Source organism: Pseudomonas sp. S30, from assembly GCF_016518545.1.
Taxonomy (GTDB): domain Bacteria; phylum Pseudomonadota; class Gammaproteobacteria; order Pseudomonadales; family Pseudomonadaceae; genus Aquipseudomonas.
Window position 1 is genome coordinate 333,333 of record NZ_JACVTO010000002.1, and the last position, 20,565, is coordinate 353,897.

Below are 20,565 nucleotides of genomic sequence, written 5' to 3' on the forward strand. Positions count from 1 at the left end.
GTGACCGCAAGCCTGTTCCGACGATGACGTTCGACCGTTGTGCGCCTTCACCTGTCTCGTTCACCTAGCCACAGGCCCTGTCATGCCCGAATACGTCACCTGGTTGCGTCACGCTTCTCCCTACATCAATGCCCATCGCGACTGCACCTTCGTGGTCATGCTGCCGGGCGACGGGGTAGAGCACCCCAACTTCGGCAACATCGTCCACGACCTGGTGCTGCTGCACAGCCTCGGCGTGCGCCTGGTGCTGGTCCACGGCTCGCGCCCGCAGATCGAGAGCCGCCTGGCCGAGCGCGGCCTCGAGCCACGCTATCACCGTGGCCTGCGCATCACCGACGCGCCGACCCTGGACTGCGTGATCGACGCCGTCGGCGCCTTGCGCCTGGCCATCGAGGCACGCCTGTCCATGGACATTTCCGCCTCGCCCATGCAGGGCTCGCGCCTGCGGGTGGCCAGCGGCAACCTGGTGACGGCGCGGCCCATCGGTGTGCTCGAAGGGGTGGACTACCACCACACCGGCGAAGTCCGTCGCATCGACCGCAAGGGCATTGGTCGGCTGCTCGACGAGCGCTCCATCGTGCTGCTGTCGCCGCTGGGGTATTCGCCCACCGGCGAGATCTTCAACCTGGCCTGCGAAGACGTGGCCACCCGCGCCGCCATCGAACTGGGCGCCGACAAGCTGCTGCTGTTCGGTGCCGAGCCGGGCCTGCTGGACGAGCAGGGCCGGCTGGTGCGCGAATTGCGCCCACAGCAGATTCCCGCCCACCTGCAACGCCTGGGCAGCGACTACCAGGCCGAGCTGCTCGATGCTGCCGCCGAGGCCTGCAAGGGCGGCGTGGCGCGCAGTCATATCGTCAGTTACGCCGAGAACGGCGCGCTGCTCACCGAGCTGTTCACCCGGGATGGCGGCGGTACGCTGGTGGCCCAGGAGCAGTTCGAGATCGTCCGCGAGGCGAGCATCGAGGACGTCGGTGGCCTGCTTGACCTGATCAGCCCGCTGGAGGAGCAGGGCATTCTGGTGCGCCGCTCGCGCGAGGTGCTGGAGCGGGAGATCGAGCAGTTCAGCGTGGTCGAGCGTGACGGCATGATCATCGCCTGCGCGGCGCTGTATCCGATCGCCGAGTCCGAGGCGGGCGAGCTGGCGTGTCTGGCGGTGAACCCGGAGTACCGCCATGGCGGGCGCGGCGACGACCTGCTCGAGCGCATCGAAACGCGGGCACGGCAGGCGGGGCTCAAGACCCTGTTCGTGCTGACGACGCGCACGGCGCACTGGTTCCGCGAGCGCGGTTTCCAGCCCAGCGGCGTGGAACGACTGCCGGCGGCGCGGGCGTCGATGTACAACTATCAGCGCAATTCGAAGATCTTCGAGAAAGGGTTGTAGGCGACCCCGGGCCTGGTGAGCGGCTCCCAAGGCAGAGGCCGCCTGCGCCACAGCCGATGAAGAACGCCGCCCCTGGGGGCGGCGTTTTCGTTCACACGGTGTGCAGGTACCAGTTGTACTCGAGGTCGGAGATCGAGTGCTCGAACTCCTCCAGCTCGCTCTCCTTGCACGCGACGAAGATGTCGATGTACTTCGGATCGATGTACTTGTTGAGGATCTCGCTGTCGTCCAGCTCGCGCAGGGCATCGCGCAGGTTGTTCGGCAGGCTCTGCTCCAGCTGCTCGTAGGAGTTGCCTTCGATCGGCTGGCCGGGCTCGATCTTGTTGGTCAGGCCGTGGTGCACACCGGCCAGGACCGCCGCCATCATCAGGTACGGGTTGGCGTCCGCCCCGGCGACGCGGTGCTCGATGCGCACGGCATCCGGCGAGCCGGTCGGCACGCGCAGGGCCACGGTGCGGTTGTCCAGACCCCAGCTCGGCGCGTTCGGCACGTAGAACTGGGCACCGAAGCGGCGGTAGGAGTTGACGTTGGGGCACAGGAACGCCATGGACGCGGGCAGGGTCTCGAGCACACCGCCGACCGCGTGACGAAGCGCGGCGTTCTGCTCGGGATCCTCGCTGGTGAAGATGTTGTTGCCATCCTTGTCCAGCACGGAAATATGTACATGCAGGCCGTTGCCAGCCTGGCCCGGGTAGGGCTTGGCCATGAAAGTGGTGTCCATCTCATGGTCGTAGGCGATGTTCTTGATCAGTCGCTTGAGCAGCACCGCGTAGTCGCAGGCCTTGAGCGGATCGGGCACGTGGTGCAGGTTGACTTCGAACTGCGCCGGGGCGCTTTCCTTGACGATGGCGTCGGCAGGAATACCCTGCTCCTTCGCGCCTTCGAGGATGTCCTGCAGGCAGTCGGCGTATTCGTCGAGGTCGTCGATCAGGTAGACCTGGGTCGACTGCGGACGCTTGCCGGAGATCGGCGAGCGCGGCGGTTGCGGGCGGCCGTTCACGTTCTCCTGGTCGATCAGGTAGAACTCCAGCTCGAATGCGGCGCAGATGGTCAGCCCCATGTCGGTGAACTTGCTCACCACCTGGCGCAGCACTTCTCGCGGGTCGGCGAAGAACGGCTCGCCCTCGATTTCATGCATGGTCATCAGCAGCTGCGCGGTCGGGCGCTTCTGCCAGGGTTCGTTGGACAGGGTATCGGGAATCGGATAGCAGATGCGGTCCGCATCGCCGATATCCAGGCCCAGGCCCGTGCTTTCGACGGTCGAGCCGTTGATGTCCAGGGCGAAGAGGGAGGCCGGCAGGTTGATGCCTTTCTCGTAAACCTTGTGAAGGCTCGTGCGTTCGATCCGTTTGCCACGAACCACACCATTCATATCTGCAATCAGAAGGTCAACGTAGAGAACCTCAGGATGTTCCTTAAGGAACGCGTTCGCTTCGTTAAGCTGAACGGCACGCGGGGGTACCGACATGATGCAACACCTTTGTTGTTAAAAATATCAATCAAGGAGAGCTTGCAGAACCAGTCAATCGAAAAGCCAAACTGATGTCAAGCGGCGCTCCAAATGCCCTGAAATGGCACGCCGACGGCTGTTTTGCTGCATAGAAGGGCACGTCATTATCCGCTAAATCCGTATGAAAGGGCTACGCACGCCTAGCCGTATTTTATTTTTAACGGGGGTGTTGTGAAAAAAAATGAACGACGCTAAGCTCGATCGCAACCCATAACAGTAATAATACGAGGGTCACATGGTCCGTCCGCCGCGACCTGCAAGCGCTGCCCGCGCTGTTCTGTCAGGTGTTTCCGACGCGTGCCGCCGAGCCCCTGCAAGCCAGGGTCATCCTGCGCATGCAGTGCTCGCAATAATTGACGACCATTATTCCTGGCTCTCTCGCCGTAACGATTTACCACACGCCTTTTTTACCTCCTGCCCAATCGACCCGCACCCCGACCGGCTGGCACGCGCCCGTCACGGTGGCTGCACTGCGCAGGGAGTTTTGCTTTGGTAACGTCCTGCATACAGAATCAACGCACGGGCCGGCAGTGGCCCGGCCGCGCCGTGGGTGTCACGCCCGGCGCCACTTGCGCCCAGGCCCGTGGGCCTGGGTCATATGACCTCCTGAGGTATTTATGAGCAACAACCTCGACCAGCTCACCGATTGGTTGAAAGAGCACAAGATCACCGAAGTCGAATGCCTGATCAGCGACCTGACCGGCATCACCCGCGGCAAGATCTCGCCGACCAACAAGTTCATCGCCGAAAAGGGCATGCGCCTGCCGGAAAGCGTTTTGTTGCAAACTGTGACTGGTGATTATGTCGACGACGACATCTATTACGACCTGCTCGACCCTGCCGACATCGACATGATCTGCCGTCCCGACCAGGACGCGGTGTACCTGGTGCCCTGGGCCATCGAGCCGACTGCCCAGGTGATTCACGACACCTACGACAAGAAGGGCAACCCGGTCGAGCTGTCGCCGCGCAACGTGCTGAAGAAGGTGCTCAAGCTCTATGCCGACAAAGGCTGGCAGCCCATCGTGGCGCCGGAGATGGAGTTCTACCTGACCAAGCGCAGCGAAGACCCCGACTTCCCCTTGCAGCCGCCGGTGGGCCGCTCCGGGCGCCCAGAGACCGGGCGCCAGTCGTTTTCCATCGAGGCCGCCAACGAGTTCGACCCGTTGTTCGAGGATGTCTACGACTGGTGCGAACTGCAACAGCTGGACCTCGACACCTTGATCCACGAAGACGGCACCGCGCAGATGGAGATCAACTTCCGTCACGGCGACGCCCTGCACCTGGCCGATCAGATCCTGGTGTTCAAGCGCACCATGCGCGAGGCCGCGCTCAAGCACAACGTGGCCGCCACCTTCATGGCCAAGCCCATGACCGGCGAGCCGGGCAGCGCCATGCACTTGCACCAGAGCGTGATCGACATCGCCACCGGCAAGAACATCTTCTCCCACGACGACGGCAGCATGAGCACCCTGTTCCTGCACCACATCGGTGGCTTACAGAAGCTGATTCCCGAAGCGCTGCCGCTGTTCGCGCCGAACGTCAACTCGTTCCGCCGCTTCCTGCCCGACACCTCGGCGCCGGTGAACGTGGAGTGGGGCGAGGAGAACCGTACCGTCGGCCTGCGCGTGCCGGACGCCGGCCCGCAGAACCGCCGCGTGGAGAACCGCCTGCCCGGCGCCGACGCCAACCCGTACCTGGCCATCGCCGCCAGCCTGCTGTGCGGCTACATCGGCATGGTCGAAGGCATCGAGGCCAGCGCGCCGGTCCAGGGGCGCGGCTACGAGCGCCGCAACCTGCGCCTGCCGCTGACCATCGAGGATGCCCTGGAACGCATGGAAAACAGCCGTGCGCTGGAGCAGTACCTGGGCAAGAAATTCATCACCGGCTACGTCGCCACCAAGCGCGCCGAGCATGAAAACTTCAAACGGGTGATCAGTTCCTGGGAGCGCGAGTTCCTCCTGTTCGCCGTGTGATCGACCCTGCGACCGCCTTTGCGCGGTCATTGGACAGTGGAGAAGCCGATGAGCGTCAACAACCCGCAGACCCGTGAGTGGCAGCACCTGAGCGGTGAGCACCACCTGGCCCCCTTCAGCGACTACAAGCAGTTGAAGCACAAGGGGCCGCGCATCATCACCAAGGCCCAGGGCGCGCATCTGTGGGACAGCGAAGGCCACAAGATCCTCGATGGCATGGCCGGGCTGTGGTGCGTGGCGGTGGGTTATGGGCGTGAAGAGCTGGTCCAGGCCGCCGAGAAACAGATGCGCCAGTTGCCGTACTACAACCTGTTCTTCCAGACCGCGCACCCGCCGGCACTGGAACTGGCCAAGGCCATCACCGAAGTGGCGCCAGCCGGCATGAGCCATGTGTTCTTCACCGGCTCCGGCTCCGAAGGCAACGACACCGTGCTGCGCATGGTGCGTCACTACTGGGCGCTCAAGGGCAAGCCGCACAAGCAGACGCTCATCGGCCGGGTCAACGGCTACCATGGCTCCACCGTGGCCGGTGCCAGCCTCGGTGGCATGAGCGGCATGCACGAGCAGGGCGGCCTGCCGATTCCGGGCATCGTGCACATCCCGCAGCCCTACTGGTTCGGCGAGGGCGGCGACATGACCCCGGAGGCGTTTGGTATCTGGGCGGCCGAGCAGTTGGAGCAGAAGATCCTGGAGGTGGGCGAGGACAACGTCGCCGCCTTCATCGCCGAGCCGATCCAGGGCGCCGGTGGCGTGATCATTCCGCCGGAGACCTACTGGCCGAAGATCAAGGAGATCCTGGCGCGCTACGACATCCTGTTCGTGGCCGACGAGGTGATCTGCGGTTTCGGCCGCACCGGCCAGTGGTTCGGCTCGGACTACTATGACCTGGCGCCCGACCTGATGACCATCGCCAAGGGGCTGACCTCCGGCTACATCCCCATGGGCGGGGTGATCGTGCGCGACACCGTGGCCCAGGTGCTCAGCGAAGGCGGCGACTTCAACCACGGCTTCACCTACTCCGGTCACCCGGTGGCCGCTGCCGTGGGCCTGGAGAACCTGCGCATCCTGCGCGAAGAGGGCATCGTCCAGCGCGCTAATGACGAAGTGGCACCGTACTTGCAAAAACGTCTGCGCGAGCTGCAGGACCACCCGCTGGTGGGCGAAGTGCGTGGCCTGGGCCTGCTCGGCGCCATCGAGCTGGTCAAGGACAAGGCGACCCGCAGCCGTTACGAAGGCCAGGGCGTGGGCATGATCTGCCGCAATTTCTGCTTCGACAACGGCCTGATCATGCGTGCGGTGGGCGATACCATGATCATCGCCCCACCGCTGGTGATCAGCCCGGAGGAGATCGACGAACTGGTGAGCAAGGCCCGCCACTGCCTGGACCTGACGCTCGACGCGATCGGTCGAGGTTCCGCTGGCGTGGCGCCGTGACGTCAAGCCCTCGCCAGGCCGCGCCGTTGTTGTAACGGCGCCCTGGAACTTGCCAGACTAGGGCCTGTTTCAGTCGTCCGGCTTGCACCACGGGACCTGGCTGCTGAACAGATGGCTATCAAGAACATTCTGGAGCATAACGCATGAAGAAAATGGGCAAGACGTTGCTGGCCGCCGCCCTGATGGGTGCAATGGCCACCGCTGTTCAGGCTGAGGACAAGGTGCTGAACGTCTACAACTGGTCGGACTACATCGCGCCGGATACCATCGCCAAGTTCGAGAAGCAGACCGGCATCAAGGTCAAGTACGACGTCTTCGACAGCAACGAGACCCTGGAAGCCAAGCTGCTGGCGGGCAAGTCGGGCTACGACATCGTCGTGCCGTCCAACAACTTCCTGGCCAAGCAGATCAAGGCCGGCGTCTACGAGGAACTGGACCGCTCCAAGCTGCCCAACTGGAAGAACCTCGACGAAGACCTGCTCAAGGCCGTGGGCGACGCCAGCGACCCGGGCAACAAGCACGCCTTCCCCTACATGTGGGGCTCCATCGGCATCGGCTACAACCCCGAGAAGATCAAGGCCGCGCTGGGCGTGGACAAGATCGACTCCTGGGACGTGGTGTTCAAGCCCGAGAACCTCGCCAAGCTCAAGAGCTGCGGCGTGAGCTTCCTCGATGCGCCGACCGAAATGCTGCCGGCCGCGCTGCACTACCTGGGCCTGCCGACCGACAGCACCAAGAAGGACGACCTGGCCAAGGCCGAGGACCTGTTCCTGAAGATCCGTCCGTCGATCACCTACTTCCATTCCTCCAAGTACATCGGTGACCTGGCCAACGGCAACATCTGCCTGGCGGTCGGCTACTCGGGCGACCTGGAGCAGTCCAAGTCCCGTGCCCACGAGGCTGGCGACAAGGTGAAGCTGGACTACATCATTCCGAAAGAAGGCGCCGGTACCTTCTACGACATGGTGGCCATGCCCAAGGACGCCGACCACAAGGACGCTGCGTACCAGTTCATGAACTTCCTGATGCAACCGGAAATCATGGCCGAGATCACCAACGCCGTGCGCTTCCCCAACGGCAACAAGGCCGCCACTGCATTCGTGAACAAGGACATCACCAGCGACCCGAGCATCTACCCGCCGGCCGAGGTGAAGAAACAGCTGTACGCGATCGCGGCGCCCGAGGCTTCCGCCCAGCGCGTGATCACCCGTATCTGGACCAAGATCAAGTCGGGCAAGTAAGCCCGTTGCGTCACCTCTGGGCCGTCGAAGGGCGGTCCAGAGCGCTTGGAGCGCGATTGTCGATTGCGGCATCGACGCCACGCAGGTAACTTGCGCGGCCGTTTCGCGTGTACGGCCACACCCCGACGCCACCGAAGGCTCTGATTGTGAGGACCCACCCCTTGTCTATCTCTGTAGTGCGCAAGGCCATGATGGCTGGAGCAGGTCTGACGCTGGCCCTCAGCGTTCAAGCGGCGCCCACGGTGCATATCTACAACTGGTCGGACTATATCGGCCCCAACACCCTGGCCGATTTCGAGAAGGAAACCGGCATCAAGCCGGTGCTGGACGTGTTCGATTCCAACGAAACCCTGGAAGGCAAGCTGCTGGCCGGCAACACCGGCTACGACGTGGTGGTGCCGTCCAACCATTTCCTCGGCAAGCAGATCAAGGCCGGCGCTTTCCAGCCGCTCGACAAACAGCTGCTGCCCAACTATTCCAACCTCGATCCGGCGCTGATGAAGCGCCTGACCAAGAACGACCCGGGCAACCAGTACGCGGTGCCTTACCTGTGGGGCACCAACGGCATCGGCTACAACGTCGACAAGGTCAAGGCCGCGCTGGGTGTGGAACGCATCGATTCCTGGGCGGTGCTGTTCGAGCCGGAGAACATGAAGAAGCTCTCCAAGTGCGGCGTCGCCTTCCTCGACTCGGCCGACGAGATGCTGCCGGCGGTGCTCAACTACCTGGGGCTGGACCCCAACAGCAGCAACCCCAAGGACTATCAGAAGGCCGAGCAGAAGCTGCTGGCCGTGCGGCCCTACGTGACCTATTTCCATTCCTCCAAATACATCACCGACCTGGCCAACGGCGACATCTGCGTGGCCGCCGGCTTCTCCGGCGATGTGTTCCAGGCCAAGGCGCGCGCCGCCGAGGCCAAGAAAGGCGTGAACCTGGCCTACGCCATCCCCAAGGAAGGCGGCAACCTCTGGTTCGACGTGCTGGCCGTGCCCAAGGACGCCAGGAACGTCGAGCAGGCCCACGCCTTCATCAACTATTTGCTGAAACCTGAGGTTATCGCCCAGGTCAGTGACTACGTCGGTTATGCCAACCCCAACCTCAAGGCTGGCGACCTGATGGATCAGGCTGTGAGAACTGACGCCGCGGTCTACCCACCGCAGGAAGTGCTGGACAAGATGTTCGTCAACGCGGAGTTGCCCCCCAAGGTGCAACGTCTGATGACCCGCAGCTGGACCAAGGTCAAGTCGGGCAAGTAACCATCCAGACCCGGCGCGGCACTACGCACAGGCCGTCCGGGTACAAAATCTTGTTGGGAGTTTCACTCATGGCAGTTGCCTCCGGTGCCTATAAGAAAGCCCTCGAGGGTGGCCAGCAACCCAAGCAGGTGCTGGTCAAGATCGACCGGGTCACGAAGAAGTTCGACGAAACCGTCGCCGTGGACGATGTGTCCCTGGAAATCCGCAAAGGTGAGATCTTCGCCCTGCTGGGCGGGTCGGGGTCGGGCAAGTCCACCTTGCTGCGCATGCTCGCCGGCTTCGAGCGGCCCACCGAGGGGCGGATCTTCCTCGACGGCGTCGACATCACCGACATGCCGCCCTACGAGCGGCCGATCAACATGATGTTCCAGTCCTACGCGCTGTTCCCGCACATGACCGTGGCGCAGAACATCGCCTTCGGCCTGCAGCAGGACCGCATGCCCAAGGCCGACATCGAGGCGCGCGTGGCCGAGATGCTCAAGCTGGTGCACATGACCCAGTACGCCAAGCGCAAGCCGCACCAGCTCTCCGGCGGCCAGCGCCAGCGCGTGGCCCTGGCCCGCTCGCTGGCCAAGCGGCCCAAGCTGCTGCTGCTCGACGAGCCGATGGGGGCTCTGGACAAGAAGCTGCGTTCGCAGATGCAGCTGGAGCTGGTGGAAATCATCGAGCGGGTCGGCGTGACCTGCGTGATGGTGACCCACGACCAGGAAGAGGCCATGACCATGGCCCAGCGCATCGCCATCATGCACCTGGGCTGGATCGCGCAGATCGGCTCGCCCGTGGATATCTACGAGACCCCGACCAGCCGCCTGGTGTGCGAATTCATCGGTAACGTCAACCTGTTCGAAGGCGAGGTGATCGACGACGCCGAAGGCCACGCGCTGATCGCCTCGCCCGAGCTGGAGCGCAAGATCTACGTCGGTCACGGCGTCAGCACCTCGGTCGAGGACAAGCACATCACTTATGCGCTGCGTCCCGAGAAGCTGCTGGTGACCACCACCCAGCCCGACTTCGAACACAACTGGTCACGCGGCAAGGTGCACGACATCGCCTACCTGGGCGGCCACTCGGTGTTCTACGTGCAATTGCCCAGCGGCAAGATCGTCCAGTCCTTCGTCGCCAACGCCGAACGCCAGGGCGCCCGGCCGACCTGGGACGACGAAGTGTTCGTGTGGTGGGAAGACGACAGCGGCGTGGTACTGCGCTCATGAAACCACGAAAGCTCAAACGAGCCCTCAAGCGCATCGTCCCGGAGGGGCGCCACCTGGTGATCGGCGTGCCGTTCATCTGGCTGTTCCTGTTCTTCATGCTGCCGTTCTTCATCGTGCTGAAGATCAGCTTCGCCGAAGCCGACGTGGCCATTCCGCCGTATACCGAGATCTACACCTACGTCGAAGACAAGATCCAGCTGGTGCTCAACCTGGCCAACTATGGCCTGCTCACCGAGGACGACCTGTACATTTCCGCGTACCTGGGCTCGCTCAAGGTCGCCTTCTTCAGCACCTTGCTCTGCCTGCTGATCGGCTACCCCATGGCCTACGCGATTTCCAAGGCCGGCAAGGAGACCCAGACGGTCCTGCTGCTGCTGATCATGATGCCGACCTGGACCGCGATCCTGATCCGCGTCTATGCCTGGATGGGCATCCTCAGCAACAACGGGCTGCTCAACAGCTTCCTGATGTGGACGGGGTTGATCGACCAGCCGTTGCAGATCCTCAACACCAACCTGGCGGTGTACATCGGCGTGGTCTACTCCTACCTGCCGTTCATGATCCTGCCGCTGTTCGCCAACCTGGTGAAGCATGACCAGAGCCTGCTGGAAGCGGCCAGCGACCTGGGTTCGAGCACCTTCAACAGCTTCTGGAAGATCACCGTGCCGCTGTCGAAGAACGGCATCATCGCCGGCTGCATGCTGGTGTTCATCCCGGTGGTGGGTGAGTTCGTGATTCCCGAACTGCTCGGCGGGCCGGAAACCCTGATGATCGGCAAGGTGCTGTGGCAGGAGTTCTTCAACAACCGTGACTGGCCGGTGGCCTCGGCCCTGGCGGTGGTGATGCTGGCGATCCTGATCGTACCGATCCTGCTGTTCAACCGCAGCCAGGCCAAAGAGATGGAGGGGCGGGCATGAAGCGCTTCGGATTCTCCAAGCTGATGCTGGTGCTCGGCTTGCTGTTCATCTACCTGCCGATGCTGATCCTGGTGATCTACTCGTTCAACGCCTCGAAGCTGGTGACGGTGTGGGGCGGCTGGTCGGTGAAGTGGTACGTGGGCCTGCTGGACAACACCCAGTTGATGGGGTCGGTGATGCGTTCGCTGGAAATCGCCTGCTACACCGCGGTGGCCGCCGTGGCGCTGGGCACCCTGGCGGCGTTCGTGCTGACCCGAGTGACCAGGTTCAAGGGCCGCACCCTGTTCGGCGGACTGGTGACTGCGCCGCTGGTGATGCCCGAGGTGATCACCGGTCTGTCGCTGCTGCTGCTGTTCGTGGCCATGGCGCAGATGATCGGCTGGCCGCAGGAGCGCGGCATCGTCACCATCTGGATCGCCCACACCACTTTCTGCGCCGCCTACGTGGCGGTGGTGGTGTCGGCGCGCCTGCGCGAGCTGGACCTGTCGATCGAAGAAGCGGCGATGGACCTGGGCGCCAAGCCGTGGAAGGTGTTCATCCTGATCACCATCCCGATGATCGCGCCGTCGTTGGCCGCCGGTGCGATGATGTCGTTCGCCCTGTCGCTGGACGACCTGGTGCTGGCCAGCTTCGTGTCCGGGCCAGGCTCGACCACTCTGCCGATGGAGGTGTTCTCGGCGGTGCGTCTGGGCGTGAAGCCGGAGATCAACGCCGTGGCCAGCCTGATTCTGCTGTCGGTGTCGCTGGTGACCTTCCTGGTCTGGTTCTTCAGCCGCCGCGCCGAAGAGCGCCGTCGTCGGGCGATCCAGCAGGCCATCGAGGAGGGCGCCGTGGCCAATGCGGGGCAGTCTTCGCAGGTCCGCCGTCCAGCTTCGGCACCGGTCTGAGCGGCCCTGTCGCGGGCTTTGTGGGGGCGGCAACTGGCCGCTGTGAGTCGAGCCGCAAAGTCCACGACACGCGTTCACAACCATACCGCATCCCAGTGCGGGTAATGCCCGACGCGCTCTACCAGCCCGGCCCGTACCGGGTTGGCGACGATGTGTCGGGCGACCCTCAGCACGCTGTCCTCGCTGCTCAACGCGCGGTCGTGGTAGCCCGCCTGCCAGACCGGGTAGTGCCGCACGCCGGCCTTGCGCAGCATCAGGCTGGAGCGGGACTTGAATCGTCGCATGAGCCTTGCCAGTGTCACTTCCCCCAGCTCGACCAGCCACTGCACGTGGTCGGGCATCACCACCCAGGCCAGGGTCCGGCTGGCGCCTTCACGGTCGCACTGGCGAAGTTGCTCGACGATCAGCCGAGCACTGTTCAGGTCGCTGAACAAGGGGGTTCTGCAATGGGTGGTGGCGGTCAGAACATAGCGTCTGCCGGGCTGGGAGCAGCGTGCGCTGCGCAGGCGGTGGGAGAGGGCGTTCGGCATCGGCTTCATCCTTGAAGGGGCACGCTCCAAGACTAGTGCCCGCCTGCCGGGCATGCCGCCCAGGATGATTACCGAATCTTGCAGCGCTGATCAGTCCGGCCAGTTCCATGCCGGTCGGTCCAGCATGCCCTGGCCCACCAGCACGGTCTGACCCAGCGGCTTGTCCAGTTGTATCGAGTTGCACCGCGGGTCCTCTTCGAGTGCGGCGACCAGACGTGGCGCATGCGACACCACCCAGACCTGGCAGTCGCGCGAGGCCCGTACGATCAACCTGGCCAGGGCTGGCAGCAGATCCGGATGCAGGCTGGTTTCCGGCTCGTTGAGCACCATCAGGCTCGGCGGTCGCGGCGTGAGCAGCGCTGCGACCAGCAGCAGGTAGCGCAGGGTGCCATCCGACAGTTCCGCCGCGCTCAGCGGTCGCAGCAGCCCTGGCTGGTAGAAGCGCAGGCTGAACAGGCCACCGGCTTGAGCGTCCACCCGCACCTCGGCTCCGGGAAAGGCATCGCTGACGGCTTCGTTCAGCGCCTGGAGGTCGCCGATTTCGTCGATGGTCTGCAGCGCCGCCGCCAGATCGCGGCCGTCGGCGTGCAGCACGGGCGTGCGGGTGCCCAGCCGAGGGTGGCGCGCCGGGGCTTCGGGGTCGGTGCGAAAATGATCGTAGAAGCGCCAGCTGCGGATCCGCTCGCGCAGGTGCAGCACTTCCGGCGAGCCCTGCAAGCTGCCGACCTGGTCGAACAGGCTGTCGAACTCGCTCAGGTGCTGGTGCAACACTTGCCATTGGCGCCCTTCGCGCGCCTTGACCATCGCCGCCTGGCGCTGCACCAGCAGGCTGGCCGGACGGCACACCGGCCCTGCCCAGAGGGCTTCGTGCTTGATCTGCGGGTCGAGTGCGAACTTCGAGCGCGTCGGTGTCGGCAGGCCCAGGCTGATGGCGTAGCCGAAGTCTTCGCTGGCGAAGCCCATCTTCAGGCGCTTGACCTGCTGGCGGGGCCCGCCCTGGACCGGCACCTCGCCGCTGAGCATGCGCCGGGTGAGCTGCTCGGGGCCTGCCCAGAACGTGGACTCCAGGCCACCCTCGGCGGCCAGGGCATTGATGACGCCGCCACGTCCGGTTTCGGCCAGCAGGCGCAGCGCCTTGTACAGGTTCGATTTACCGCTGCCATTGGCACCTGTGATCACATTCAGTGGTCCCAAGGGCATGACCAGTTCGTTGATCGAGCGGTAGTTGGCGATGGCCAGGGTGGTGAGCATGTGCGGTCCTCGGCGGGGGGCGTGGACATGGTAGAGGATCGCAAGGGTGCCGGTGACGCCGTATCGCTGTGGTTTGCGGAACCCTGAACTACCCTTGACAGTCGCATCCCACGAATCATTTGCGCGCAAGCAAGGAGCCCGCATGCCGTTCACGCGTGCGCTGTCGATCGTTTTTCTCGGTGCCCTGGCGGCGCTGTCGGGCTGCAAGCAGGAGCCGCCTGCGGCGCACCTGCCGCGGGTGGGGGTGATGCACGTGCAATCGCGCGATTTCGCCGCCGACGTGACCCTCACCGGCGATGTGCAGGCTCGGGTGCAGACCGACCTGTCGTTCCGCGTGGGCGGCAAGATCATCGCCCGCAGCGTCGATGTCGGCGACCACGTCAAGGCCCGGCAGGTGCTGGCGCGCCTGGACCCCAAGGACCTGCAGAACAACGTCGATTCGGCCAAGGCCGCGGTGTTCGCCGAGCAGGCGCGGGTCAACCAGACCCAGGCGGCCTTCGTGCGGCAGCAGAAGCTGCTGCCCAAGGGCTACACCAGCCAGAGCGAGTACGACTCCGCCGAAGCCGCGTTGCGCGGTAGCCAGAGCGCCCTGAAGGCAGCCCAGGCGCAGCTGGCCACGGCCCGCGAGCAGTTGGGCTACACCGAGCTGGTGTCCGAGGCGGACGGGGTGATCACCGCGCGTCAGGCCGAGGTCGGTCAGGTGGTGCAGGCGACCATGCCGATCTTCTCGCTGGCCACCGATGGCGATCGCGACGCGGTGTTCAACGTCTACGAATCGCTGCTCTCAGCGCCCAGCAGCGACGAAAGCATGGTCGTGCGGCTGCTGGACAATCCTCAGGTCCAGGCTCAGGGGCGAGTCCGGGAAATCACCCCGACCGTCTCCGCGCAAAGTGGCACGGTGCAGGTGAAGGTGGCTCTGCGTGACGTACCGCCCGCCATGCAGCTTGGCTCGCCGGTCACCGCCACCGCGCGCGCCCAGGCCCGGCCCAGTGTCGAGCTGCCCTGGTCGGCGCTGACCAAAGCCCTGCACACCCCTGCCGTCTGGGTGGTCGGTGAAGGCGACAAGGTGCAGCTGCGCGAGGTGCAGGTCGCGCGCTATCTCACCGGCCGCGTGGTGGTCGGCGATGGCCTCGAGGGCGGCGAGACCGTGGTGGTCAGCGGTGGCCAGCTGTTGCACCCTGGCATGCAGGTCGAGCAGGTGGCCGCCTCGTCGCCGGAGGTGCAACCATGAAATCGCTGCTCCTGCTGCTGGGCGTACTGACCGTGCTGGTTGGGTGCAAGGGCGATGACGACAAACCAGAGCCTGTCCGACCGGTGCTCTCGACCGTGGTGCAACCCTTGTCCCAGGCGCAACTGGGCCGCTTCGCCGGCAACATCGAAGCGCGCTACGAAAGCACCCTGGGCTTTCGCGTGTCCGGCCGCATCGCTCGTCGGTGGGTGGATGTCGGCACTCAGGTGGAGGCGGGACAGACGCTCGCGACCCTCGACCCGACCGATCAACAGAATCAGCTGCGCGCCGCCGAGGGCGATCTGGCCCGGGTCCAGGCGCAGTGGATCAATGCCCAGGCCAACGCGCGTCGGCAACAGCAGCTGTACGACCGTGGCGTCGGCGCCCAGGCTCAGCTGGACATCGCCCAGACCGACCTGAAGACCTCCAGCGCCTCGCTCGAACAGGCCCGCTCCTCGGTCAGTCAGGCCCGCGACCAATTGGGCTACAGCACCCTCAAGGCCGACCATGCGGCAGTGGTCACCGCCTGGCGTGCCGAAGCCGGGCAGACGGTCAGCGCCGGGCAGGAAGTGGTCACCCTGGCGCGACCCGATGTGAAGGAGGCGGTCATCGACCTGCCGATTGCCGTCGCCGAGCAGTTGAGCCCCGCGCTGGTGTTCAGCGTCGCCTCGCAACTGGACCCGAACATCGGCACCACTGCCACCCTGCGCGAATTGGAGCCCCAGGCCGATCCTGCCACCCGCACCCGACGTGCCCGCCTGACCCTGGCCAGCACCCCCGACGCCTTCCACCTCGGCACCGCCGTGGGCGTCACCCTCAGTTCGGCGATCAGCCCGCGCAGCGAGCTTCCGGCCACCGCCCTGATCGAGCGCGAGGGCAAGACCCAGGTCTGGGTGGTCGATCCGCAGCAGCACACCGTCGCCACCCGCGACATCACGCTGATCGATCGCGACGACCGTCGCATCGTGGTCGCCAGCGGTCTGCAGGCCGGCGAGCGCGTGGTCACCGCCGGCGTCAACAGCCTCAAGCCAGGCCAGTCGGTCAAAGTCGACGAGGATGCACGATGAAAGGACGCTTCAACCTGTCGGACTGGGCGCTCAAGCATCAGTCCTTCGTCTGGTACCTGATGTTCGTCGCCTTGCTGATGGGCGTGTTCTCCTACATGAACCTGGGGCGTGAGGAAGACCCTTCCTTCACCATCAAGACCATGGTCATTCAGACCCGCTGGCCGGGTGCGACCCAGGAAGAAACCCTCAACCAGGTCACCGATCGCATCGAGAAGAAGCTCGAAGAGCTCGATTCGCTCGACTACGTGAAGAGCTACACCCGTCCGGGCGAGTCGACGGTGTTCGTCTACCTGCGTGATACCACGCAGGCCGAGGACATCCCGCAGATCTGGTACCAGGTGCGCAAGAAGATCCAGGACATCCGCGGCGACTTCCCCCAAGGCCTGCAAGGGCCTGGCTTCAACGACGAGTTCGGCGACGTGTTCGGCTCCATCTTCGCCTTCACCACCGACGGCCTGGACCTGCGCCAGCTGCGTGATTACGTCGAGCAGGTGCGCGCCGAGGTGCGCGAAGTGCCGAACATCGGCAAGGTCGAGACCATCGGCGTGCAGGACGAAGCGCTGTACCTGAATTTCTCCACGCGCAAGCTGGCGGCCCTGGGCATCGACCAGCGGCAGGTGATGCAGGCACTGCAATCGCAGAACGCGGTGACCCCGGCCGGGGTGATCGAAGCCGGTCCCGAACGTATATCGGTGCGCACCACTGGGCAGTTCACCTCGGCCAAAGATCTGGAAGCGGTCAACCTGCGCATCAACGACCGCTTCTTCCGCCTGACCGACATCGCCGACATCGAGCGCGGCTTCGAAGACCCGCCCGCACCGATGTTCCGCTACAACGGCCAGACCGCCATCGGCCTGGCCATCGGCATGAAGAAAGGCGGCAACATTCAGGAGTTCGGCAAGGCCCTGCGTGTGAAGATGGACGACATCACCGCCGAGCTGCCGGTGGGCGTGGGCGTGCACACGGTGTCGAACCAGGCCGTGGTGGTCGAGGATGCCGTCGGCGGCTTCACCAGCGCCCTGTTCGAGGCGGTGATCATCGTGCTGGTGGTCAGCTTCATCAGCCTGGGCATCCGCGCCGGCCTGGTGGTGGCCTGCTCGATCCCGCTGGTGCTGGCCATGGTGTTCGTGTTCATGGAATACAGCGGTATCACCATGCAGCGCATTTCCCTGGGCGCGCTCATCATCGCCCTGGGGCTGCTGGTGGATGACGCGATGATCACCGTGGAGATGATGGTCACGCGCCTGGAGATGGGCGAGAGCAAGGAAGAGGCCGCCACCTACGCCTATACCTCCACGGCGTTCCCCATGCTCACCGGCACCCTGGTCACGGTCGCAGGCTTCGTGCCCATCGGCCTGAACGCCAGCTCGGCGGGCGAGTACACCTTCACCCTGTTCGCGGTGATCGCCGTGGCGCTGCTGGTGTCCTGGGTGGTGGCAGTGTTCTTCGCGCCCGTGCTCGGCGTGCATATCCTCAGCGGCAAGGTCAAACCCCACGACGAGGAGCCCGGCCGCATCGGCAAGGCCTTCGAGGGCGGGCTGCTGTGGTGCATGCGCCACCGCTGGCTGACCATCATCGGTACGGTGGTGCTGTTCGCCCTGGCGCTGCTGAGCATGCGCTTCGTGCAGAACCAGTTCTTCCCGTCGTCGGACCGTCCGGAGATCCTGCTCGACCTGAACCTGCCGCAGAACGCATCGATCCAGGAGACCCGCCGCGTGGTCGACCGCCTGGAGGCCACGCTCAAGGACGATCCGGCCATCGACCACTGGAGCACCTACATCGGCCAGGGTGCGGTGCGCTTCTACCTGCCGCTCGACCAGCAGTTGCAGAACCCGTACTACGCGCAGCTGGTGATCGTCAGCAAGGGCCTGGAGCAGCGCAACGAGCTGATCGGCAAGTTGCAGGAGCGCCTGCGCAAGGACTTCGTCGGCATCGGCACCAATGTGCAGTCGCTGGAAATGGGCCCGCCGGTCGGGCGGCCGATCCAGTACCGGGTGAGCGGCAAGGACATCGACGAGGTGCGCAAGCACGCCATCGACCTGGCGACCCTGCTGGACGACAACCCCAACATCGGCGAGATGATGTACGACTGGAACGAGCCGGGCAAAGTCCTGCGGGTCGAGATCGCCCAGGACAAGGCGCGCCAGTTGGGGCTGTCGTCCGAGGACGTGGCCAACGTGATGAACAGTATCGTCACCGGCGCGCCGGTCACCCAGGTCAACGACCAGATCTACCTGGTGGACGTGGTGGCGCGGGCCAAGGACAGCGAGCGCGGTTCGCCCGATACCTTGCAGGACCTGCAGATCGTCAGCCCCAGCGGCGTGTCGATCCCGCTGCTGTCGTTCGCCACGGTGCGCTACGAGATGGAACAACCGCTGGTGTGGCGGCGTGACCGCAAGCCGACCATCACCATCAAGGCCTCGGTCAACGGTGATATGCAGCCCACGGACCTGGTGGCCCAGCTCAAGCCGAAGATCGACGAGTTCGCCAAGTCGCTGCCGGTCGGCTACGAAGTGGCGACCGGAGGTACGGTGGAGGAAAGCGGCAAGGCCCAGGGGCCGATCGCCAAGGTGATTCCGCTGATGCTGTTCCTGATGGCGACCTTCCTGATGATCCAGCTGCACAGCGTGCAGAAGCTGTTCCTGGTGGCCAGCGTGGCGCCGCTGGGGCTGATCGGCGTGGTGCTGGCGCTGGTGCCCACCGGCACGCCGATGGGCTTCGTGGCGATCCTGGGGATTCTCGCGCTGATCGGTATCATCATCCGCAACTCGGTGATCCTCGTGACCCAGATCGATGCGTTCGAGGCCGATGGCTACACGCCGTGGGACGCGGTGGTGGAAGCCACCAACCACAGGCGTCGGCCGATCCTGCTCACGGCCGCCGCGGCCAGCCTGGGCATGATTCCCATCGCTCGCGAAGTGTTCTGGGGGCCCATGGCGTACGCGATGATCGGCGGCATCATCAGCGCCACCTTGCTGACGCTGCTGTTCCTGCCGGCGCTGTACGTGGCCTGGTACAAGATTCGCGAGCCGCAGGAGAAAAATGAGTAAGGCTCGTGCGAATCGACCCCGCTCTGGCCAAGAGCGGGGAGTCGCTTCGTCATGGGCTGACCCGGTTGACTGCCAGAGGCGCTGAAACATGCTGGCAGACGTCTTTTGGCGGCCGTAAAACGGGCTTTCGCCCATGCCAGAGGTGGTGGCACGCGCGATGCTAGCGCACTCGCACTGCCAAATTTCTTAAAGTTATATAAACATTCTTAAATAGTATTTTTAAGAATATCTTGCCCTCACTAAGATCGCTCTCAAGCCAGGCGCAATCCTCAATCCTCTGCCCGGCACCGACTGATTGGGAGACCCCACATGAGTGCATCGCTGCGCAGCATCGACGGACACGACGAAGCCACCATCCTGCGTGAGATCCAGAGCGCCCTGCGCGACCTGCGCTACGGCGCGGTGGAGATCACCGTGCACAACGCCCAGGTGGTGCAGATCGAGCGCAAGGAAAAATTCCGCCTGCAACAGCCCGGCCAGAAATCCGGCTGATCGCCATCACCTCGAACACTAGAACAACGATTTTCGGGAGCTTCAGCATGTCCATCCGCCGTTATGCGTTCGCCGCCCTGGCCAGCGCCGTGTTTGCCGGTTCTGCCATCGCCAAGGACTACGAACTGCTCAACGTGTCCTACGACCCGACCCGCGAGCTGTACCAGCAGTACAACGCCGAATTCATTCAGCACTGGCAGCAGGCGCATTCCGGCGACAAGGTCAAGATCCAGCAGTCCCACGGCGGCTCGGGCAAGCAGGGTCGCGCAGTGATCGACGGCCTGCGTGCCGACGTGGTGACCCTGGCGCTGGCCGGCGACATCGACGAGATCGCCAAGCTCGGCAAGACCCTCCCGGAGAACTGGCAGACCCGCCTGCCCGACGCCAGCACCCCCTACACCTCGACCATCGTGTTCCTGGTGCGCAAGGGCAATCCCAAGGGCATCAAGGACTGGGGCGACCTGATCAAGAAGGACGTCTCGGTCATCACGCCCAACCCCAAGACTTCCGGTGGCGCTCGCTGGAACTTCCTCGCCGCCTGGGCCTATGGCCTGAAGTCCGGCGGTAGCGAGGACAAGGCCAAGGCCTACGTGCAGGAGCTGTTCAAGCACGTGCCGGTACTCGACACCGGCGCGCGCGGCTCGACCATCACCTTCGTCAACAACGGCCAGGGCGATGTGCTGCTGGCGTGGGAGAACGAGGCCTTCCTGGCGCTCAAGGAAGAGGGCGGCAGCGACAAGTTCGAGATCGTCGTGCCTTCGCTGTCGATCCTGGCGGAGCCGCCCGTGGCCGTGGTGGACAAGAACGCCGAGAAGAAAGGCAATACCGAGATCGCCACCGAATACCTCAAGCACCTGTACAGCCCGGCGGGCCAGAAGATCGCGGCGCAGAACTTCTATCGCCCGCGTGACGAGAAAGTGGCGGCCGAATTCGGCCAGCAGTTCCCCAAACTCGACCTGGTGACCATCGACAAGGACTTCGGCGGCTGGAAAACTGCACAACCGAAGTTCTTCAACGATGGCGGAGTGTTCGACCAGATCTACCAGGCGCAGTAACGCCAGGTGACAGAGGGCCGCCAGCCGGCCCTGGATTCAGAAGCCTGCACCGGCCCGGCACGTTCGCCGGGCCTGGTGC

16 protein-coding genes are annotated in these 20,565 nt (G+C 64.4%); 13 read left to right on the forward strand and 3 right to left on the reverse strand.

Annotation, left to right across the window (positions count from 1 at the left end; genetic code table 11):
- Positions 1-82: 82 nt before the first annotated feature.
- On the forward strand, positions 83-1,381 hold the full coding sequence (argA, locus tag IAE34_RS04410) for an amino-acid N-acetyltransferase (RefSeq protein ID WP_200137635.1): 1,299 nt from the start codon (positions 83-85) through the stop codon (positions 1,379-1,381).
- Positions 1,382-1,472: 91 nt separating this feature from the next.
- Here the strand turns inward: argA and IAE34_RS04415 are convergent, their stop codons facing one another.
- The gene (locus IAE34_RS04415; protein ID WP_200137636.1) at positions 1,473-2,849 is read right to left on the reverse strand and encodes a glutamine synthetase family protein; all 1,377 of its coding nucleotides are present in this window, start codon (positions 2,847-2,849) and stop codon (positions 1,473-1,475) included.
- A 659-nt stretch (positions 2,850-3,508) separates the two neighbouring features.
- Here IAE34_RS04415 and IAE34_RS04420 point away from each other — a divergent pair.
- The 7 genes from IAE34_RS04420 (at position 3,509) to IAE34_RS04450 (ending at position 11,813) form a co-directional block, all read left to right on the forward strand.
- Positions 3,509-4,867 carry a glutamine synthetase family protein gene (locus IAE34_RS04420; protein WP_200137637.1) on the forward strand — a complete coding sequence of 453 codons (1,359 nt, stop codon included), beginning with the start codon at positions 3,509-3,511 and terminating at the stop codon, positions 4,865-4,867.
- A gap of 48 nt (positions 4,868-4,915) precedes the next feature.
- Positions 4,916-6,301, forward strand: a complete 1,386-nt coding sequence (locus IAE34_RS04425) for an aspartate aminotransferase family protein (protein WP_200137638.1) — start codon at positions 4,916-4,918, stop codon at positions 6,299-6,301.
- Between the two features lie 143 nt (positions 6,302-6,444).
- Positions 6,445-7,542, forward strand: a complete 1,098-nt coding sequence (locus IAE34_RS04430) for a polyamine ABC transporter substrate-binding protein (protein ID WP_200137639.1) — start codon at positions 6,445-6,447, stop codon at positions 7,540-7,542.
- 161 nt (positions 7,543-7,703) lie between these two features.
- On the forward strand, positions 7,704-8,798 hold the full coding sequence (locus IAE34_RS04435) for a polyamine ABC transporter substrate-binding protein (RefSeq protein WP_200137640.1): 1,095 nt from the start codon (positions 7,704-7,706) through the stop codon (positions 8,796-8,798).
- A gap of 68 nt (positions 8,799-8,866) precedes the next feature.
- Positions 8,867-10,009: a polyamine ABC transporter ATP-binding protein gene (potA, locus tag IAE34_RS04440; RefSeq protein WP_200137641.1), complete on the forward strand. Its 1,143-nt coding sequence runs from the start codon at positions 8,867-8,869 to the stop codon at positions 10,007-10,009.
- Positions 10,006-10,926, forward strand: coding sequence for an ABC transporter permease subunit (locus IAE34_RS04445; protein WP_200137642.1), 921 nt, complete (start codon positions 10,006-10,008; stop codon positions 10,924-10,926). Before potA ends, IAE34_RS04445 begins: the two co-directional genes overlap by 4 nt.
- On the forward strand, positions 10,923-11,813 hold the full coding sequence (locus IAE34_RS04450) for an ABC transporter permease subunit (protein WP_200137643.1): 891 nt from the start codon (positions 10,923-10,925) through the stop codon (positions 11,811-11,813). Before IAE34_RS04445 ends, IAE34_RS04450 begins: the two co-directional genes overlap by 4 nt.
- Before the next feature lie 74 nt (positions 11,814-11,887).
- Here the strand turns inward: IAE34_RS04450 and IAE34_RS04455 are convergent, their stop codons facing one another.
- Both IAE34_RS04455 and IAE34_RS04460 read right to left on the reverse strand, forming a co-directional pair.
- Positions 11,888-12,343 (reverse strand): REP-associated tyrosine transposase, encoded by a 456-nt coding sequence (locus tag IAE34_RS04455; RefSeq protein WP_200137644.1) that lies wholly within the window; start codon positions 12,341-12,343, stop codon positions 11,888-11,890.
- Positions 12,344-12,433: 90 nt separating this feature from the next.
- On the reverse strand, positions 12,434-13,594 hold the full coding sequence (locus IAE34_RS04460; protein ID WP_200137645.1) for an AAA family ATPase: 1,161 nt from the start codon (positions 13,592-13,594) through the stop codon (positions 12,434-12,436).
- Between the two features lie 142 nt (positions 13,595-13,736).
- Here IAE34_RS04460 and IAE34_RS04465 point away from each other — a divergent pair, with 142 nt between their 5' ends.
- From IAE34_RS04465 to IAE34_RS04485, 5 genes are all read left to right on the forward strand, one after another.
- Complete coding sequence (locus tag IAE34_RS04465) at positions 13,737-14,825, forward strand: efflux RND transporter periplasmic adaptor subunit (protein ID WP_200137646.1); 1,089 nt, start codon at positions 13,737-13,739, stop codon at positions 14,823-14,825.
- On the forward strand, positions 14,822-15,889 hold the full coding sequence (locus IAE34_RS04470) for an efflux RND transporter periplasmic adaptor subunit (RefSeq protein WP_200137647.1): 1,068 nt from the start codon (positions 14,822-14,824) through the stop codon (positions 15,887-15,889). The genes IAE34_RS04465 and IAE34_RS04470 overlap by 4 nt, the downstream gene beginning before the upstream one ends.
- Positions 15,886-18,939, forward strand: coding sequence for an efflux RND transporter permease subunit (locus IAE34_RS04475; protein ID WP_200137648.1), 3,054 nt, complete (start codon positions 15,886-15,888; stop codon positions 18,937-18,939). The genes IAE34_RS04470 and IAE34_RS04475 overlap by 4 nt, the downstream gene beginning before the upstream one ends.
- A gap of 309 nt (positions 18,940-19,248) precedes the next feature.
- Positions 19,249-19,431: a sulfur starvation response protein OscA gene (gene oscA / locus IAE34_RS04480; RefSeq protein WP_200137649.1), complete on the forward strand. Its 183-nt coding sequence runs from the start codon at positions 19,249-19,251 to the stop codon at positions 19,429-19,431.
- A gap of 47 nt (positions 19,432-19,478) precedes the next feature.
- A complete protein-coding gene (locus IAE34_RS04485) occupies positions 19,479-20,486 on the forward strand; it encodes a sulfate ABC transporter substrate-binding protein (RefSeq protein ID WP_200137650.1) in 1,008 nt (335 codons plus the stop codon).
- Positions 20,487-20,565 lie beyond the last annotated feature (79 nt).

Excerpts from the sequence above, each read along its gene's own strand:
- IAE34_RS04460 (WP_200137645.1), bottom strand. The coding sequence starts at position 13,594 with ATGCTCACCACCCTGGCCATCGCCAACTACCGCTCGATCAACGAACTG.
- IAE34_RS04415 (WP_200137636.1), bottom strand. The coding sequence starts at position 2,849 with ATGTCGGTACCCCCGCGTGCCGTTCAGCTTAACGAAGCGAACGCGTTC.
- IAE34_RS04420 (WP_200137637.1), top strand. The coding sequence starts at position 3,509 with ATGAGCAACAACCTCGACCAGCTCACCGATTGGTTGAAAGAGCACAAG.
- IAE34_RS04445 (WP_200137642.1), top strand. The coding sequence starts at position 10,006 with ATGAAACCACGAAAGCTCAAACGAGCCCTCAAGCGCATCGTCCCGGAG.
- IAE34_RS04470 (WP_200137647.1), top strand. The coding sequence starts at position 14,822 with ATGAAATCGCTGCTCCTGCTGCTGGGCGTACTGACCGTGCTGGTTGGG.
- IAE34_RS04455 (WP_200137644.1), bottom strand. The coding sequence starts at position 12,343 with ATGCCGAACGCCCTCTCCCACCGCCTGCGCAGCGCACGCTGCTCCCAG.
- IAE34_RS04425 (WP_200137638.1), top strand. The coding sequence starts at position 4,916 with ATGAGCGTCAACAACCCGCAGACCCGTGAGTGGCAGCACCTGAGCGGT.
- IAE34_RS04465 (WP_200137646.1), top strand. The coding sequence starts at position 13,737 with ATGCCGTTCACGCGTGCGCTGTCGATCGTTTTTCTCGGTGCCCTGGCG.
- IAE34_RS04450 (WP_200137643.1), top strand. The coding sequence starts at position 10,923 with ATGAAGCGCTTCGGATTCTCCAAGCTGATGCTGGTGCTCGGCTTGCTG.
- argA (WP_200137635.1), top strand. The coding sequence starts at position 83 with ATGCCCGAATACGTCACCTGGTTGCGTCACGCTTCTCCCTACATCAAT.
- IAE34_RS04485 (WP_200137650.1), top strand. The coding sequence starts at position 19,479 with ATGTCCATCCGCCGTTATGCGTTCGCCGCCCTGGCCAGCGCCGTGTTT.
- potA (WP_200137641.1), top strand. The coding sequence starts at position 8,867 with ATGGCAGTTGCCTCCGGTGCCTATAAGAAAGCCCTCGAGGGTGGCCAG.
- oscA (WP_200137649.1), top strand. The coding sequence starts at position 19,249 with ATGAGTGCATCGCTGCGCAGCATCGACGGACACGACGAAGCCACCATC.
- IAE34_RS04430 (WP_200137639.1), top strand. The coding sequence starts at position 6,445 with ATGAAGAAAATGGGCAAGACGTTGCTGGCCGCCGCCCTGATGGGTGCA.
- IAE34_RS04475 (WP_200137648.1), top strand. The coding sequence starts at position 15,886 with ATGAAAGGACGCTTCAACCTGTCGGACTGGGCGCTCAAGCATCAGTCC.